General features: G+C 50.1%; 14 protein-coding genes and 1 tRNA gene. 8 read left to right on the top strand and 7 right to left on the bottom strand.

Features of this window, described 5'->3' with window-relative positions; all coding sequences use genetic code 11:
* Window positions 1-48 precede the first annotated feature (48 nt).
* Window positions 49-816, top strand: a complete 768-nt coding sequence (locus tag D9T21_RS17540; RefSeq protein WP_123326458.1) for a ParA family protein — start codon at window positions 49-51, stop codon at window positions 814-816.
* Window positions 817-830: 14 nt separating this feature from the next.
* Here D9T21_RS17540 and D9T21_RS17535 read toward each other — a convergent pair whose 3' ends face one another.
* The gene (locus tag D9T21_RS17535) at window positions 831-1,472 is read right to left on the bottom strand and encodes a LysE family translocator (protein WP_123326456.1); all 642 of its coding nucleotides are present in this window, start codon (window positions 1,470-1,472) and stop codon (window positions 831-833) included.
* A gap of 91 nt (window positions 1,473-1,563) precedes the next feature.
* Here D9T21_RS17535 and grxB point away from each other — a divergent pair, with 91 nt between their 5' ends.
* The 7 genes from grxB (at window position 1,564) to D9T21_RS17500 (ending at window position 11,568) form a co-directional block, all read left to right on the top strand.
* Window positions 1,564-2,208: a glutaredoxin 2 gene (gene grxB, locus D9T21_RS17530; RefSeq protein WP_123326453.1), complete on the top strand. Its 645-nt coding sequence runs from the start codon at window positions 1,564-1,566 to the stop codon at window positions 2,206-2,208.
* Between the two features lie 207 nt (window positions 2,209-2,415).
* A complete protein-coding gene (locus D9T21_RS17525) occupies window positions 2,416-4,398 on the top strand; it encodes a methyl-accepting chemotaxis protein (RefSeq protein ID WP_123326451.1) in 1,983 nt (660 codons plus the stop codon).
* A gap of 54 nt (window positions 4,399-4,452) precedes the next feature.
* The gene (locus D9T21_RS17520) at window positions 4,453-6,516 is read left to right on the top strand and encodes an amidohydrolase family protein (RefSeq protein WP_123326449.1); all 2,064 of its coding nucleotides are present in this window, start codon (window positions 4,453-4,455) and stop codon (window positions 6,514-6,516) included.
* Between the two features lie 148 nt (window positions 6,517-6,664).
* Window positions 6,665-9,418: a M16 family metallopeptidase gene (locus D9T21_RS17515; RefSeq protein WP_123326447.1), complete on the top strand. Its 2,754-nt coding sequence runs from the start codon at window positions 6,665-6,667 to the stop codon at window positions 9,416-9,418.
* Between the two features lie 110 nt (window positions 9,419-9,528).
* A complete protein-coding gene (locus D9T21_RS17510) occupies window positions 9,529-10,278 on the top strand; it encodes an alpha/beta fold hydrolase (protein WP_123326445.1) in 750 nt (249 codons plus the stop codon).
* A 70-nt stretch (window positions 10,279-10,348) separates the two neighbouring features.
* Window positions 10,349-10,633 (top strand): hypothetical protein, encoded by a 285-nt coding sequence (locus tag D9T21_RS17505; RefSeq protein ID WP_105933794.1) that lies wholly within the window; start codon window positions 10,349-10,351, stop codon window positions 10,631-10,633.
* Between the two features lie 167 nt (window positions 10,634-10,800).
* Entirely contained in the window at window positions 10,801-11,568 is a 768-nt protein-coding gene (locus tag D9T21_RS17500; RefSeq protein WP_123326443.1) for an AsmA family protein, read from the top strand.
* 61 nt (window positions 11,569-11,629) lie between these two features.
* Here D9T21_RS17500 and D9T21_RS17495 read toward each other — a convergent pair whose 3' ends face one another.
* The 6 genes from D9T21_RS17495 to D9T21_RS17470 all read right to left on the bottom strand — a co-directional run bounded on the left by D9T21_RS17495 (window position 11,630) and on the right by D9T21_RS17470 (window position 17,599).
* Window positions 11,630-12,178, bottom strand: a complete 549-nt coding sequence (locus tag D9T21_RS17495; RefSeq protein WP_123326441.1) for a YaeQ family protein — start codon at window positions 12,176-12,178, stop codon at window positions 11,630-11,632.
* 550 nt (window positions 12,179-12,728) lie between these two features.
* Window positions 12,729-12,815: transfer RNA gene (locus tag D9T21_RS17490), tRNA-Leu, on the bottom strand.
* 63 nt (window positions 12,816-12,878) lie between these two features.
* Complete coding sequence (locus D9T21_RS17485) at window positions 12,879-13,586, bottom strand: 3'-5' exonuclease (protein ID WP_123326439.1); 708 nt, start codon at window positions 13,584-13,586, stop codon at window positions 12,879-12,881.
* A gap of 1 nt (window position 13,587) precedes the next feature.
* Window positions 13,588-15,420 (bottom strand): putative nucleotidyltransferase substrate binding domain-containing protein, encoded by a 1,833-nt coding sequence (locus D9T21_RS17480; RefSeq protein ID WP_123326475.1) that lies wholly within the window; start codon window positions 15,418-15,420, stop codon window positions 13,588-13,590.
* A gap of 183 nt (window positions 15,421-15,603) precedes the next feature.
* Window positions 15,604-17,328, bottom strand: coding sequence for a sodium:solute symporter family protein (locus D9T21_RS17475; RefSeq protein ID WP_123326437.1), 1,725 nt, complete (start codon window positions 17,326-17,328; stop codon window positions 15,604-15,606).
* Between the two features lie 4 nt (window positions 17,329-17,332).
* Window positions 17,333-17,599, bottom strand: coding sequence for a DUF4212 domain-containing protein (locus D9T21_RS17470; protein WP_105933789.1), 267 nt, complete (start codon window positions 17,597-17,599; stop codon window positions 17,333-17,335).
* Between the last annotated feature and the right edge of the window lie 16 nt (window positions 17,600-17,615).

The raw sequence follows: 17,615 nt of genomic DNA, 5'->3' as shown, positions 1-17,615 counted from the left end.
ACAGCAAGTCCTCATCTCATCGACCGACGAGGAAACAAAGGGAGTCACATGAAACGGGTGGTATTCAATCAAAAGGGCGGTGTTGGCAAATCAACCATCAGCACCAATCTCGCAGCAGAAAGTGCCTTAAGAGGATATAAAACCCTGTTGGTCGACTTAGATGCACAGGGTAACAGCACCCACTATGCAGGCATCGATATTAGTGAAGACACCCTCACCGTGGCCGACATGTTTAAGCAAATTGTCGGTTGGTTTTCCAAGCCCCAGCCGCCTAAGGCATTTGTACAGGAAACGGCTTTCGAAAACCTTTATGTCTTACCGGCAGACCCAACTCTCGCCACTATCGAGCGAGAACTGGAATCACGCTACAAGATGTTCAAGTTGCGCGAGACCCTCGAAGCGTTAAGCGAAGAATTTGAACGCATTTATATTGATACCCCGCCCAATTTTAACTTTTACTCCAAAGCGGCCCTGATTGCTGCCGATGAGTTTCTGGTACCCTTTGATTGCGATCATTTTTCTGCCCAGGCCATTGAACGCTTGCTGGAAAATGTCATGGAAATCAAAGAAGATCACAACCAGTCACTGGCATTGTCTGGCGTGGTGATCAATCAGTATAACGCTCAGGCCAAGCTGCCAGCGGCGCTGATTGGTGAATTACAGGAAAAAGGCCTGCCCTTGTTTGAAACCCGCCTGAGCAGCTCTGTGAAAGTGAAAGAATCGCACTCCCATCGCACACCGCTACCATTTTTAATGCCCAGCCATAAGGTAACCAAGCAAATTGCGGCGCTGTTCGATGAGGTGGAAGGCAGTTAAGGTTGGCCGGCTGACTAAACCGTTGCTGTCTGGCCAAAGTCCAGCAGCAGGGTGGCGCCTAAGCCAAGAAAAATCAGCCCGACCAGTTGTTCCTGACGCACCGCAATACGCGGATTCTTTGCCATCCAGCGCCCCAACTGATGAGACAGCTGCACCACCAGCAAGTCACAACATAACGCGATAGCACTGAACAGTAGGCCGAGGACCAGCAAATCGGTGATCAACACATCGCCCGTTGCATGGGTAAACTGCGGCAGAAAGGCAATAAAAAACAGCGCGGTTTTAGGGTTACTCAGTTCTACCAGCAGGCTTCTGGAAACAATCCGCCGGGTCGATGCCTGAACCGGCTTGCGCAGATGCGGCGCCGCAGCAAAACGTAACGCGGTAACACCAAGATATATCAGATACAGCGCGCCCAGCACCTTTATCACCGTAAATACCACTGGTACATACGCTATTACCGCAGCTAGTCCAAAAGCCGTGCCAATGGCATAACTGGAAGACCCTACAGCCATGCCTAGTGCTGCAGCGGTACCGCCGGTCCGGCCTGAACCCAGCGTGCAAGCCATAATGTACAGATTGGAGGGGCCGGGCGACAAACTGATGATCAGCGTTGCTACCACAAAGGCCATAAGGGTATCAGGCGTTAAGGTCATGAAATGAATAACTTATTATCTTTGAAAAATGAAATGTGTAAGGTGAATACGTTATAGTTTATCAACAAATTCAGCCAAAAGGAGTGTCCTAATGTTCACCCTGTATCAATATTTACACTGCCCGTTTTGCGTACGCGCCGATATGGTAGCCAACTATACCGGTGTTCCTCACAAGAAGGTACTGCTGCTTAACGACGACGATGAGACCTGCCACAAGCTGATTGGCAAAAAAATGGTGCCGATATTACAACCCGACGATGGCACTGCAATGGGCGAAAGCCTGGACATCGTTGATAAAATTTTGTCTCTGGCTCCGGCTGATAAACAGTTACAGCCAGCAAAGCAAGCTGAAAGTGTTACCACTCTGCTAAGCGAATACAGCAGCGATATGAACGGTTTGCTATTCCCGCGTAATATCCTTATCGACCAACCGGAGTTTGCAACCGCCTCGGCCCGTGACTATTTTCAGGCGAAAAAAGAAAAAGTGATTGCCATGACTTTTACTGAAGCCATGTCAAAAACAGAACATTACATTGGCCGGGTAAATGACATGCTCAGCAAACTGCCGCCGCTAAAGGTCTCTTCCAGCCTGGGCATGGATGATGTGCTTATCTTCCCATTCCTGCGTAACCTGACCATGGTAAAAGGCCTTGAGTGGCCGCAACCGGTGAAGCAGTACGTAGATGACATCGCCGCACTAACCGATATTCACCTTTACTGGCAGCAAGCCGTTTAATCCTTAACAGCCAGTCCGTTACGGGCCTTTGGGCCCGCTACCCATGCCGTTCGATCAAATCCTCGCGAAACATAAAACTGTAACTATACTTTAGTCCAAGTGACGGGAAATAAACCAAAAGATTCCCCTCAGACACCGCTGTTATAAGCCTAGTTAACCAAGATACCTCTGAGTTATGTAGTCCAGAGACTTTCTGACGAGCAGACTATGAATGGATTTATGCGTTTATCGATAGTAAACCTGACGCTACTGTGTATCGGCCTGATTGGCGGACTAATGCTGGTGATGACCGGCATTGCAGTGAACAAAAGCCTTACCCAGTTAAATCAGGCTGAATTGGAAACCCGCATGGTAGAACTGGTCGATGCGGTAGAAAAAATTGCCCATAATCACGCGGTAGAGCGTGGACTAACCGCCGGCTTTCTGGGTTCAGGCAGTGAACAAGCGCGGGCAAAAGTCCTCGAACAACGGCAAAAAGCCAGCGCATCGGTAGATACGCTACGCCAGCTTGCTAACCAGGACTGGCCTGACTCACTCAGCATTCAACACAAGCTCAGCAGTCTGTTTGCTATGCTGGACAACAAAAATGCCATTCACCAGCAAGTCGACCGGCGTGAAGGCAGCAAAGCTTTCGCTTACTACAGCAAGGTCAACCGTATGGCGCTCGACACCGCTAATACGCTGGTGCTCAACATTGCCAACAGCGATGTGAGTAATACCGTGGCTCACGCGCTAACCTACGCGTGGCTAAAGGAGCGTCTCGGCCAATTACGCGGCAAAATTAATGGTGTACTGACCAGCCAAAGCATTACGCCACGGTTAGCCGACGACCTGTCGGAATACCACGACAGCATTAACTATCTTATTTCTGTACAAAAGAATGCCTTAACCGGCCAGGAACTGGCTGACTTCAATGCCGTTGCCGGCTCCTCTCAAAAAGCGTTTATGGATAAGGTTTTCCGCGCATTGCTCGCCGAATCAGTGGATTTTTCACAACTTCCGACCGCATCCGACTGGTTTGGTCAGGCCACAGCCCAGATTGGCCTGGTAAAAGGGTTACTGGACGGCACATGGCTAGAGGTAAAAGCCAGTGCCCAGGCTGAATACCAGGCAGAGCTCACCAGCCTGATTGTGCTGGTTTCAGTAACCGGGGCGGTATTTGCAGTAGTTATTTTACTGGTGATCACTTTGGTCAAAACCCTTAATTCCCAGCTCTCCACACTGACTCACAGGCTCAACGATATCTCGCGCAGCGGCGATCTCACCATTAACGTTAAACTCAATAGCGACAATGAACTTGGCGTTATCTCCAAAGCGGTTAATCAAACCTTAATGGCGATCCGGGATCTGATTACCGGTCTGGCCAAATCGGTAAATACCAGCACCCGGCTGGGTGACAGCGTAGCAGAGTCGGCCGATACCATTCACAGTGAGTCAGAGCAAACTCAACAACGTGCCATGAGCATAGCAACCGCCATTGAGCAGATGACCCAAACCAGTAAGGAGATTGCTCAGTCGGCTTTTAATACCCTGGAGTCGAGTCAGGCCCTCGACAAACTGGCCGACGAGGCAACCCAGGCCAATAACACCATTAAAACCTCGATTCACAGTCTGACAGAACAAATGCAGGACGTGGAAAACAGCGCTAAAACCATGGGCGAACACCTAAGCGAAATCAGCGGCATTCTTGATACTATCAACACTTTATCTGATCAAACCAACCTGCTTGCGCTCAATGCTGCCATTGAGGCTGCCCGGGCCGGGGAGCACGGCAGAGGTTTTGCCGTAGTGGCCGATGAAGTGCGCCAGCTGGCCACAGCCAGTCGCGGCTCATCCGACAAAATATCATCGCTACTCGATACCCTGGCGCAAGTGAGTACCAAAGTGATTAACGGGGTAAGCCAGAGCGCAGAAGCCGCACGTACCTCACTCAATCTCACCGAAAGCGGTGAGCGCACCGCTAATACCGTTCGCGAGAGCGCCGGTAACGTGGAAATACAGGCCAATGCGATGTCGGCAGCGGCCGAGCAGCAGTCGGTTACCTCAGATCAAATTGCTCAGGATGTGATTTCAGTCCAGGACGCCGCCACGCATCAGGTTTCTATAGCCGACGAACTTAAAGCACTGACAACCGACCTGCAAACCAACAATGCGCTGCTTGAGCGTACCATGGGTAATTTTAAATATTAGGCTAATGTCCGCTTTGTGACATACTGAGAATAATAACGACAAAAAGGATGAAACATGCGAAAACTGATTGTTTTACTAACACTTACAGGTTTGGCTGCCTGTAGCGGTGAGGCACCTGTAAGCTCAGACACAACGGCTTCACAGAGCCAGCAACCACAGGTTGAAACCGCCAGTTACAATGTACTGTTTGGCGGTACCGATGTGGGCGATATGACCATCAGTCAATCCGGCACGCTGATTGATATCAGCTATGGATTCAGCAATAACGGCCGTGGTGCCAGCAGCGAAGAAACCCTGTTACTGTCTGAAGCTGGCTTGCCAATCAGCTGGAAAATCACCGGTAAAACAACCTTTGGTAACCAGGTTAATGAAACCTACGAGGTAAAGGACGGCCAGGCCAGCTGGACTTCTGCCGCAGGCAGTGGCGAAGCCGATGCCAGCAACAAGCCCATCTATATTGCTCAGAATCCCAGCCCTTATGCGCTGTATACTTACGCGAAAACTGTTCTTGACGCCGGTGGTGAGCCCTACCCCGCCTTACCGGCGGGCCAGGTAACAGTTACGCCGAAAGAATCTCTTACCTTACAGGGTAAAGACGGCGAACTGGCAGTTACCTTGTATGCCGTTGGCGGCATCAACCTTAACCCCAGTTACATTTTACTTGATGAACAACAGCAGTACGTAGGCACCGTATCGCCACGTTTTGCATTGTTAAAAGCAGGCTTTGAGGATGAAGACAGTCGACTGCGCGAACTAACGGCCACTCTCAATACCCAGCGTTATGAAGACATCGCCAGCAACGTTACCCATGAGTATGAGCAACCGGTGCGGATTAACAATGTGCGCATTTTCGATCCGAAGTCACTAAGCCTGACCGATCCGGTATCGGTGGTCATGACCGGCGATACCATTACCGCTATTGAAGAGGTTCGTTCAGCCCCTGGCGCTAATGAAGTATTTATCGAGGGCGAAGGCGGTACACTGGTAGCAGGCCTTTACGATATGCACGGCCACGTGGGCGATAATCAGGCAATCATGAATGTCATGGCCGGCGTTACCGGCATTCGCGATATGGGTAATGAAGACGACGTGCTGTCAGACCTGATAGACAAAATTGATCGCGGCGTGCTGATTGGCCCTACCATCACCAAAAGCGGCTTTATTGAAGGCGTAAGTGAATTCAGCGCAGCAACCGGAGAGCTGGCAGACAGTAAAGAAAAAGCGCTGGAGCTGGTCAGAAACTACGCCGAAAAAGGCTACTGGCAAATTAAAATCTACAACTCCATGAACGGTGACTGGGTTGAGGATATGGCCGCTGAAGCCCATCGGCTGGGTATGCGGGTAGCAGGCCACGTTCCGGCGTTTTACCGCGCCGACCAGATGATTGAGGCAGGTTATGATGAACTGACGCATATCAATCAGATTATGCTGGGCTGGGTACTGGGGCCGGAAGAAGACACCCGTACTCTGTTCAGAATTACCGGCATGAAGCGCTTTGTTGATTTAGACCTTAACAGCGATAAAGTGCAGCACACATTAAAGCTGATGGCCGATAACGATATCGCCCACGACCCAACGGCTGTGATCCACGAATACGCCATGACAGGCCGTAACGGTATTACCAACTTTGCGGTGCGTGATTATATCGATCACATGCCTATCAGCGTGCAGCGTGCAGCCAAATCCGCCATGCTTAATGTGGCTGACGAAGCCGAGGATGAAGCTTACCTTGCCGCCTATCAGAAAATTCTCGATACCCTGGCTTTAATGCACAAACGGGGCATTCTGTTGGTGCCCGGCACGGATATGGGCGGCGCATTTTACCTGCATCGTGAATTGGAACTGTTTGAAAAAATTGGGATGACGGCAGCCGAAGCGCTGCGGCGCGGCTCCTACGATATGGCGCAGTACCTTGGGCATACAGAGCGCGGCTCTATTGAAGTGGGTAAACAGGCCGATTTCTTTCTGGTTCCCGGCGACCCAACCGAGAATCTGAAAGCCATTAAAACCATCGCCATGGTTGCCACTCAGGGACGCATTTACTTTCCCACCGAGGTTTATCCTTCGTTTGGCATACAGCCATTTACCGAGGTACCTGAGGTGCATATTCCCGATTAAACCGGGTCGAATTTAACCCGTTAACAAACATTTACAGTTTTGCTGCCGCCAGTACTTTAATTACTGGCGGAATGTTTTATGTTTAGCATTGGCATAATACCAATCCGGGCGATAATCAACGCTAATAAAAAGATTAAGGATGACATTCATGACAGTAATCAAGCACCTCACCAAAGGCCTGAAACTAGGCGTTGGTGTGCTGGCACTCAGTGGTTTATGTATAACTGCTGCGTTTGCCAAAGACGACATTAACATCGACTACGAGAAATTTACCACCGATAACGGCCTTACCGTTATTGTCCATGAAGACCGCAAAGCGCCGGTAGTAGCGGTAGCGGTATGGTACAAAGTGGGCTCTAAGGATGAGCCGGAAGGAAAATCAGGTTTTGCTCACTTATTTGAGCATCTGATGTTCAACGGCTCTGAGAACTATGACGACGAATGGTTCGGGCCGTTACAGGAAGCCGGGGCAACCGGCCTCAACGGGACCACAAACTTTGACCGCACCAACTATTTCCAAACCGTTCCTACCCCAGCCCTGGAGCGGATTTTATGGATGGAATCAGATCGCATGGGGCATTTACTCGGTGCGGTAACCCAGGACAAGCTCGACGAGCAACGAGGCGTTGTACAAAACGAAAAACGTCAGGGTGAAGATCAACCCTACGGCACCTTGTTTAATCATGTAGTTGAAGCCCTGTTTCCCAGCGGCCATCCATACAATCACACGGTTATCGGCTCGATGGAGGATCTCAACTCGGCCTCGCTGGATGATGTGAAAGGCTGGTTTAATCAGTATTACGGGCCTAACAATGCCATTTTAGTGCTAAGTGGTGATATAAACGCCGCCGAGGCCAAGCCTCTGGTCGACAAATACTTTGGCGATATTGAGCCGGGCCCGGCCCTGGCCAAATGGCAATCCTGGGTACCAGAGCGTAAAGCCAATACCCGCGAAATTATTCAGGATAAGGTACCGCAAACCCGCATCTACCGTTTGTGGGTGTCGCCTGAAAATACCAGTCCAGCCGCCACTGACCTGTTTATTGCAGCAAGTGTGTTAGGCGATGGTAAGAATTCACGGATGTATAAAGAGCTGGTTTACGATCAGCAAATCGCTACCAACGCCTCCGTGTTTAACTATGAACTGCAGATGGCTTCGATTTTTGGTGTCAGCGTTGACGTCAAAGCCGGTGAGGAGCCGGCTAAAGTTGAACGCGAAATGGATAAAATCATCGCCGAATTCTTACGTAAAGGCCCCAGCCGTGATGAGGTAGAACTGGTATCCACCAAGCGTCGCGCCTCGATTATTCGTGGCCTTGAGGAAGTTGGCGGCTTTGGCGGTAAGGCCGATACCCTGGCTACCGGCGAATACATTGCCGGCGATCCCAATTACTTCAAAACCGAACTGGAAGAACTGGCTAATTCAACGCCTAAAAAGGTTAAAGCGGCCGCTCAGCAATGGTTGGGAGATGGCTGGCATCAGATTACCTTTGTGCCGTTCGAAGAGCATACCGCCAAAGCAGAAGGCGTTGACCGCAGCACTGGCCTGCCATCGATTGATGCAGAAACCCAACTAAGCTTCCCAGAAGTGACTGAAACCGAGTTATCGAATGGCATCAAAGTGGTATTTGCACAACGCTCTACGGTACCGTTAGTGAATGTAGCAGTGCAGTTTGATGCCGGTTATGCAGCAGATGCAGGCGGCAAACTGGGCCTTGCCAGCTTTACCACCCGCATGCTGGATGAAGGTGCCGGTGACTATGACGCACTGGAGCTGGCAGCCGAGCTGGAGCAACTGGGTACTAACTTAAACAGTGGCTCTAATCTCGACACTACCACCGTCAGCATGTCGATGCTGAAGGAAAACATGAAGCCATCACTGGCCTTACTTGGTGATATCCTTAAGGAGCCCTCCTTTGACAAGGAAGAGATTGAGCGTCAGCGTGCGCTTATCCTAAGTAATATTGCTCAGCAAAAGACCCGTCCGGTAAGTATTGCCCTGACTCTGCTGCCACCACTCATTTACGGTGACGACCATGCCTACGGTATTCCGTTTACCGGCACAGGAACGGCTGAAGATGTACAGGCAGTGACTCGCAGCGATCTGGTTACCTTTAAAAACACCTGGTTACGCCCGGATAATGCCACTATCTTCGTGGTTGGTGACACCACCTTAAACGAGATTAAACCGGCGCTTGAGAAAGAGTTTGGTAAGTGGAAAGTGTCGGGTAGTAAAGGCAGTAAGCAAATCGCTCAGGCCGAACTACCTGAACAGGGCCAGGCGATTATTATTGACCGTCCGGGATCGCAGCAGTCGCTGATTCTGGCTGCTCATTTAGCACCGCCCACAGGTATCGACAACAACATTGCCATTGAGGCAATGAACCTGACCTTAGGTGGTGCGTTTACTGCCCGGGTTAATATGAACCTGCGTGAAGATAAAGGCTGGTCCTACGGCGCTTATACCTTCCTTCAGGATGCCCGAGGTCAGCGTCCGTTTATGGTGTATGCACCGGTTCAGACCGACCAGACCGGCCCGTCCTTACTGGAGCTGAAGAAAGAGCTGAATGGTTACTTAGGTGACAAGCCGCCGATGGCCATGGAGCTGGAACGTGCGCGTCTGGATGAAGTACGCTCGCTGCCGGGGCAGTTTGAAACTGCCGGTTCGGTGCTGGGCAGCCTGCTTTCCAGTAGCCGTTTTAACCGCCAGTATAACTACCCGGAAACCCTGGTAGAAAAATACAACGGCCTCACCCTGGACGACCTTAATGAAGCTGCTGCACAGGTTATTCACCCGGATAAGCTGACCTGGCTTATCATTGGCGATGCCGAGAAAATTAAAGCTGAAGTTGAAGCCGCTGACCTTGGTCCGGTTTCGGTACAGAGCATGAACAGCCTGTAACCTCTGTCTGCCAGCGGCCTCTGCCGCTGGCAATTTTACCCGGTTGTTTGACCCCGCCTTTACCCCCTGCCCGCTAACATACTGTTTTTACCTTTATCAACAGGCCTGTTATGCACAAAATCATTCACCTTTGCTTACTCCTTATTCTGCTGTTATCAGCCAGACCCGTACTTGCCACGGTGGTTGTATTTGAGGCCGGTTTTGGCCAAACAGCACAAAGCTGGGCGCCGCTGTTAAAACATCTTCCAGCCGACTATAAAGTAATAACCTATACCCGCCCGAGTATTGCGCAAGCAAATACAAAACCCACCAGCATTGCCGAGGACGTGCAGTATCTGATTAGCCAGCTTAAGCCTTTTCAGGGTGAGCAGATCGTTCTGGTGGGACATTCTTATGGCGGGCTGATTGTTTCGCAGGTCGCCGAGCTTACACCCGAGTTAATCGACGGTGTGGTATTACTCGAGCCTACCGTACTCAGCCAGCGACGCCAGTTTAAAGCCATTGATAGCCGGCGTATTGCCGCAGATGACAAGCTGATGCAGCAGTACCTGCCTGCTCACCTGTTGGCCCAATATCAATTACTGATTCAACAACTCGACGATGCCGCTATCGACACTTATCCACTGCCCGCACAGTTACCCGTCGCTTTGTTTACTTCCACCCGGCGCGCAGCAGACCCCTTGTTTTTTGAAGAAACCGAGCAAGGTAAACAGCAGTGGCTTGCCTTGCATCAGGCACTGATTTCAAATTCAGAACAGGCCTGGCATATCCGCTCAAAACAAATTGGCCATCACCCCCATAAAGACCAACCAGCTCTGGTGGCACAAGCAATTACCGAACTTTTATCGCACAAAAATTAACCTGAGCCATGCACAACGGAGGCAGAGTTTGTTAATCTGCCAACAGGTTCCCCCGTATAAGGAAATACTTATGGCAAAGACCAAATTGATCATGCTGGCCGTGGCAGTATTGTTGCTTACTGGTTGCGCTGACCAAATGACCTTTGAGCAAGCACAACAGGCCGATAAAGTGGGCTTTTTACACGGTTTATGGCATGGGCTAATCATTATCTTTTCCTGGCTCGCCTCATTGATTTTCGATGATGTAGCAATCTATGCCATATACAACAATGGCGGTTGGTATGATTTCGGGTTTGTACTTGGTGTAGGCGGTCTTAGCTTTAGTTCCGGTTTATTTAACAGCTCAGAATCCTAAACAGGTAATTTGCGACTTAGCGGTTATCGACTCGGTGCGAAATAATACTTTTTAAGCGGTTTACCGTAGTTATTAAACAGCAGTGCAGGGATTTCATCGCGAGCATTGTTTGCCGTTGCGTATTTTGTAGTAGGATGCGTATAACTCATTAGATAAAGGGAAGCGTAATGAAAAAAGTTATTATCATTTTATTGGTAGTGATTGCCGCCGTTGTGGGTGGCGTGGTGTATCTCGCCAGCGGTGCCAATGAATTTATCCGCTCGCAGATAGAAACCCAGGGAACTAAATATTTAGACACCCCGGTGAGCGTGGCTTCGGTAGATTTGTCTTTCAGTGAAGGCCGCCTGACCATTAACGATATCGACGTGGAAAACCCGGATGGTTTTAGCGACGAAGATGCCCTCAGCCTCACCGGTATCACCCTGGACTTAGCAGGTTCTACCGAAGAGCCTTACCGTATTCAGGAAGTCACCGTTGACGGTCCGGAAATCCTGTATGAGCTGGATAGCAAAGGCCAGGGCAACCTGGTAGTACTTAAGAACAACCTGACCGCCAACCTGCCTGAAGGCGGCAATGAACAGCCCGCCGACCCTTCATCACCGAGTCCGAAACTGATTGTCGATCAGGTTACCGTTAGCAACGCTAAACTGGTGCTGAACTTTGAAAACCTCGACACCGGGGAATTTGAGATTGATAAAAAGGCCTATGAAGTTACTTTGCCTACATTTAACGCTGGTTCAATTGGTAAGCCCGACGGTTTACCGGCCGACCAGGTTGGTGCCGCTATTGTGCAGCAAATGCTGGATAACGCTATTAAACAGGCAAAAGCCGAAGCGAAGAAAGTGGTAGCCGATAAAGCCAAAGAAAGACTTGAGGAAGAAAAAGACAAGTTAATGGAAAAAGGCAAAGACAAACTTAAAGATCTGTTTAACTAGCAGTTTTCCTGCTGCACAGTAGTGCTAGACGGACGTTTCCGACGTCCGTCGCTTACCGCCTCTACATGTGCTGTTCAATGGCCACTTCAACACTTTCTGTAACGTCCGGCCCTTCGATAGTCAGCCACATCTGACCGTCCTGCACGGTCACCTGAATTTGCATAGAGCGTTGCACGACCTTCTCCAGCGTGGAAGCCAGTGCTTCAGGCACCGTAAACACAGAGAGGTTTTTGCGGGTTTGCAGCTTGTTTTGTTCCTTTTTCCACCAGGCATCAAAGCTGTTATCGGCGTAGGAGTAAATCATCATCTGCTGGCTTTGATTACAGCCTTTCTTAATACGTTGTTCTGAGGGTTGCCCTAATTCAATCCACAACTCAATCTCATCACTGAAGTTCTTTTGCCACAGGTCCGGCTCGTCATCATCGGATAACCCCTTAGTGAACTGCAGTCGTTCATGAGCATTCACAATGAACGCAATAATTCGCAGCATCATACGCGCATCATTTTCAGACGGATGCCGGGCAATGGTGAGGTTGTGGTCGTTATAGTAGTTGCGGTCCATATCGGTGATCGACAGGTCTGCTTTAAAAATGGTTGCTTTAAGTGCCATGGTGATCCTGAATAATGAACAATAAGAACGGCAGTGGGCGCAAAAACAAATGTCGCCGGATAACGAGGCGCTATATTAGCAGCTATTCTGCCAGGGCGTACGTTACGCGGATTAAAATATATTGAAAACGCATTTGGTTACGCATTGCTTGGCTCGCGACTGAACGACGAAAATCTGTGATTTTCGGCTGGGTGAGGAGTGACCGTTATGCCAGTGGCATAACGCAGCACGAAGAACGACACGCCCGGATGGCGTGGCTGGACGATGCTACAGGGATGTAATACACATATGAACTGTTAGCGGGAGCTTTATTAACAAAACAGTCATTAACAGGTTTTGTTCTGTAGATTTTTATATCGGGAATTTTATTTTTGAGAGTCTTTCGAGGAATGGTGCCCAGGGGTGGGTGAAGCTGTACGTTTTATGCGAAGCACTGCTTCGCGTACGGATGAACGACGAAAATCTGTGATTTTCGGCTGGGTTAGTCCGCCGACTCGATAAAAGCTTGAATTTATTTAGAAATAGGAAGTTTAAAATGTCTTTCGAGGAATGGTGCCCAGGGGCGGACTTGAACCGCCACGACCGTGAGGTCACTAGCACCTGAAGCTAGCGTGTCTACCAATTTCACCACCTGGGCCTTTGCGTTTAGCTCGTTGCTCAACGCGGGCGGAAAGATACGCTCTTGGGCTATTCTTGTCAATCAATTATTCGAACTTTTTCCTAAATTTTTGCATCCGACCGCCTGAGTGTGAACAATATCCTGCAAACTCATCTTTCCGCCGGGGTCCATGCTGTAATATTGCGCAAACCACAGCTGTAAAGTTGCCATCGCATCATCAAGGGCGTTGTGCGCAGGTGCCAGCGGTAAATTTAATCGCTGCCGGCAAACAGTCAGGGTGGCGCTGTTAGGCGGCAGCACGTCGTGCTGCTTTTGCAACTGATATACTGCCAGCTTCAGCGTATCAAGCGTAATCACCTCTGGCAGATACATATCATTAGCGGCCAGTACTTTATCCAGTACGGCTAAGTCCAGCCCGGCGTTATGAAATACCCACACATGCGTTTGCGCATAAGGAATCAGTTGCTCAAGCGCCTCTTTAATATGTGCTCCCTGAGCAATTTCATCGGCTGTCAGGCCATGGATAACCGGGCTTTGCTCCAGATCGCCAGATGCCCTGACCACAGCATAATAGCAATTGCTCAAAGCTATGCTGCCGGCCTTCCCTTCGGTCCAGCCAATCGATGTTATCTTAGCTTTCTGTGGGTCCAGCGAGGTCAGTTCCAAATCTACCGCCAGCAGCGGGACATCCCTGAGCATTTGATGTTTACGACTTTCTGGAAGCGCTGAGCCGCCGCTCAGCCACTGTTGTATGCGCCGCCAGATGGAAGGCTGTTGCTGCGCTGGCATATCAGGACATTCCACCGGAGAACTTCATAACAGCGGCCTGTTGAGCTCGCTCTATGGCCTGAAAGGCCGCCTTGAGCTGGTGTTTTTCAATCGAAGACAAATCGCTCACCGACACCAGATTATCGGTGACTTTATTATGTAGCTGATGACGCCAGCGCAAGCGGTTTAAGAACAACCAGATATCCCGCAGGTTATCGGCATCGCGGCTAGATAGTCCGGCGCCAGCGGGCAGTGCGGCGAGTCGCCCAAGGGTGGATGGCATGGTCAGGCCATTTGCCAGCGCATAAAGCCGCACCAGGTTATTAATAATAGCAATAGCGCGGACTTTCAGGTCAATGGCATCTTTAACGGTGTGGCCCTTCTCATAAGTGAATTTCTTAAACATCGACAGGGGCACCGAGGCGTCATTGGCCTGTCGGGCCAGCGCAGCCAAAAACATTGGCTGTTTTAATAAAGGCACCCGGGCCATCTGCATTTTCCTGAATAAATCCACATCACCGGCAGCCGCCCGGGCATCCAGGAATATATTAAAATACATGATGGCTTTATTGGTAGGCTGAGCTACCCAGCCTTTCGCTTCATCTACCGCAGCATCCAGCGACAGCCTGAGATCCGGGTTACTGGCCATAATATTGCCCGGGCACAGTTTTATTCCACACTTGCCGAGCCCGTTACATACATACTCGGCCATACCAGCAAAATACTCAGCTTCCTGCTGATTAGGCTCGCGTTCCAGTAACAAGCCGTTATCCTGATCGGAGCCCATGGTCTGATCTTCCCGGGCCTGCGAACCATACACTATCCACGCATAATCAAGCGGCGCCGGGCCGTGCTGCTGCTGATAATAACTAATCAGCTTGCGGGTCATGATATCGGTAGCTTGTGCCAGTACTTTACCGGCAATGTCAAAGTCGCCGGGCCGCTTGGCATGGGTGGCAAAGTAATGGGGCATTTGCCACGACAGACGGGTAAGTTCGTAAAGGTTTTCGGCCTTAGATAGCTCACCAATCACAAACAACACATTACCCTTTTGATGCCGTATCACATCGGATGCGGTAACCATCCCCACTGGCTCCCGGGTGGTGCGATCGACAACCGGCAGGTGGTGAATGTTACGCTCGGTCATCAGTGCCATGGCATCAAACATAGTGCGGTTCTGAATAATCATCGCCGGTTTTTCTGTCATGATAGATTTAACCGGCAGACCAACATCCAGGCCGGTGGCCACTACCCGGTTACGTAAATCACGGTCGGTAACAATGCCGGCCAGTTTGTCATTCTCAGTGATCAGCAACGACGACACATTACTCTCTGACATCACCTCGGCAGCCTGCTGCACAGACAGGCTCACATCAACTTTTACCGGTGCACGCTCAATCACTTCAGACAGGGCTTTATACAGCCACATGGAGTTTGAGTCCTGCACCGCCTGATTTTGCAGGGCCTCACTTTTGGTGCCCTGAAAGAAGTTGGCGATTTCCGGCATCTCCAGAGCTTTTTTAAACGCAGTTTCGCTAAACGAATACACCAGCCCCGGCGAGTCTACCTCTACTTCCAGTGGGTAGGTCACACCATCAATCAGAGCGTGGAAACCAAAATAGTCACCTTCACTTAAGTGTCGCTGGGGGCCGTCACTGTCTTTCACCGAGAACTGGCCGCTTTGAATAAGAAACAGACGACCGGCATTTTCTTTGAGAAGTGCTTCCTGGTTTTCCTTTGCCAGGTAGATAAGCCGCGCTTTCTGGGCCAGCTCTTCACGCAATTCATTTTTCAGCTGGTCAAACGGTGCTGACGTTTTCAGAAAATCAATAACTTGCTGTGGCGTGGTACTCATAGGCTGTCCCCGGTCGCGTTTTTCTCTCTTAATAGATACAGCATAGCGGGTTTTAGCCAGTGATAGACTGTGCCAGATCAACCCTGTTTATGCCTGAGTTGCCTGCTCAAAAAGCAACTCAGGGATAAATAAAGAAGGCCCACCATCTGGTGAGCCTTTTCTTATCTTAAGTGTCAGTTGTGCTTAGTGAGCTGAGGCTTCACCCGCACCTTTCGGGAAGCGGATACTTTCAACCATTTCCTGGATTTCCTGCGGTGCTTCATCAGTCATCTTGAACACGCCGTACGCTACTGCGAAGTTCACCAGCATACCCAGGGTACCGATACCCTCAGGTGAGATGCCGAACCACCAGTTTGCAGGCACGTTAGCCGCCGGGTTCACAAACTTGAAGTAGATGATGTAGGCGGCGGTAAACGCGATACCCGAGATCATACCTGCCACAGCACCTTTATCATTCATACGCTTGCTAAAGATACCCATAATGATGGCCGGGAAGAAGCTCGAGGCCGCGAGACCGAACGCGAAGGCGACCACCTGCGCTACGAATCCTGGCGGGTTAATACCAAAGTAACCTGCGATAACGATTGCCACACCGGCTGCCAGTCGGGCATAGCCCAGCTCAGCTTTATCGGAGATGTTTGGCGCAAAGTTACGTTTCAGTAGGTCATGCGATACCGAGGTAGAGATTACCAGCAGCAGACCCGCTGAAGTAGACAGTGCCGCGGCTACACCACCAGCTGCCACCAGCGCAATTACCCAGGCCGGCAGATTGGCGATTTCAGGGTTAGCCAGTACCATGATGTCACGGTCAACTTTTACTTCGTTTGCACTGTTAGGGTCGGTAATGCTACCCGCTGCATAGTACATGTTGCCATCACCATTCTTATCGTTAAATTCGATAAGGCCGGTTTTTTCCCAGTTTTTAATCCAGGTAGGCGCTTCGGCATAAGGCGTACCCGCCAGGTCCGGACCATTGATGGTTTCAATCATGTTTACGCGGCCGAATGAAGCCAGTGCCGGTGCAGTGGTATACAGGATAGCGATGAAGACCAGCGCCCAACCCGCACTCTTACGTGCATCACGTACTTTAGGTACAGTGAAGAAACGTACGATTACGTGAGGCAGACCCGCAGTACCTACCATCAGAGCGAAGGTGATAAAGAATACGTCAATCGTGCTCTTCGTACCGGTGGTATATTCAGCAAATCCAAGCGCCACGGATATCTGGTCGAGTTTTTCCAGCATGTACATCCCGGACCCGTCAGCCAGCGTCGCACCGAAGGCAGTTTGTGGCAGAATGTGACCAGTCACCATTACAGAAATAAATACACAAGGTACTAAGTAAGCAAAAATCAATACGCAGTACTGGGCAACCTGAGTGTAGGTAATGCCTTTCATACCACCTAATACGGTGTAGAAGAATACAATTGCCATACCGATAACCACACCGGTTACGATATCAACTTCAAGGAAGCGGCTGAATACTACGCCAACACCACGCATCTGACCGGCAACGTAAGTAAAGCTTACGAAGATGGCACAGAATACCGCCACAGTACGTGCGGTTTGTGAGTAGTAGCGATCACCAATGAAATCCGGTACAGTGAATTTACCGAACTTACGTAAGTAGGGCGCAAGACATAACGCCAGCAGTACATAACCACCGGTCCAGCCCATCAGGTAAACAGCGCCGTCGTAACCCATAAAGGAAATCAGACCGGCCATAGAGATAAATGATGCGGCTGACATCCAGTCCGCTGCGGTTGCCATACCGTTAAGGACAGGTGGAACACCACCGCCGGCAACATAAAAGTCGTTGGTTGAACCAGCGCGGGCCCAGATCGCGATTGCGATATACAGGGCAAACGAGGCGCCAACGATGATAAAGGTTAATAATTGTACATCCATTGGATTACTCCTCGTCTACGCCGTATTTTTTGTCTAATGCATTCATTTTGGCCATATACACAAAAATGAGTACCACAAACACGTATATTGCACCTTGCTGTGCAAACCAGAATCCCAGCTTAAAGCCAAAGAATTGGATTTCGTTTAGCACGTCTACTAAAAGAATGCCGCAGCCAAAAGACACGACAAACCAGACTACTAACAATTTGGCGAGGATGGAGAGGTTCTCCTTCCAATACGCCGTTTTGTCGTCATCACTTTTAAATGCCATCTTTCCGTCCTCATCA

The sequence above is a fragment of the Marisediminitalea oceani genome (assembly GCF_003731635.1).
Classification (GTDB): Bacteria; Pseudomonadota; Gammaproteobacteria; order Enterobacterales; family Alteromonadaceae; genus Alteromonas; species Alteromonas oceani.
This window is presented reverse-complemented; position numbering and strand designations above follow the sequence as displayed.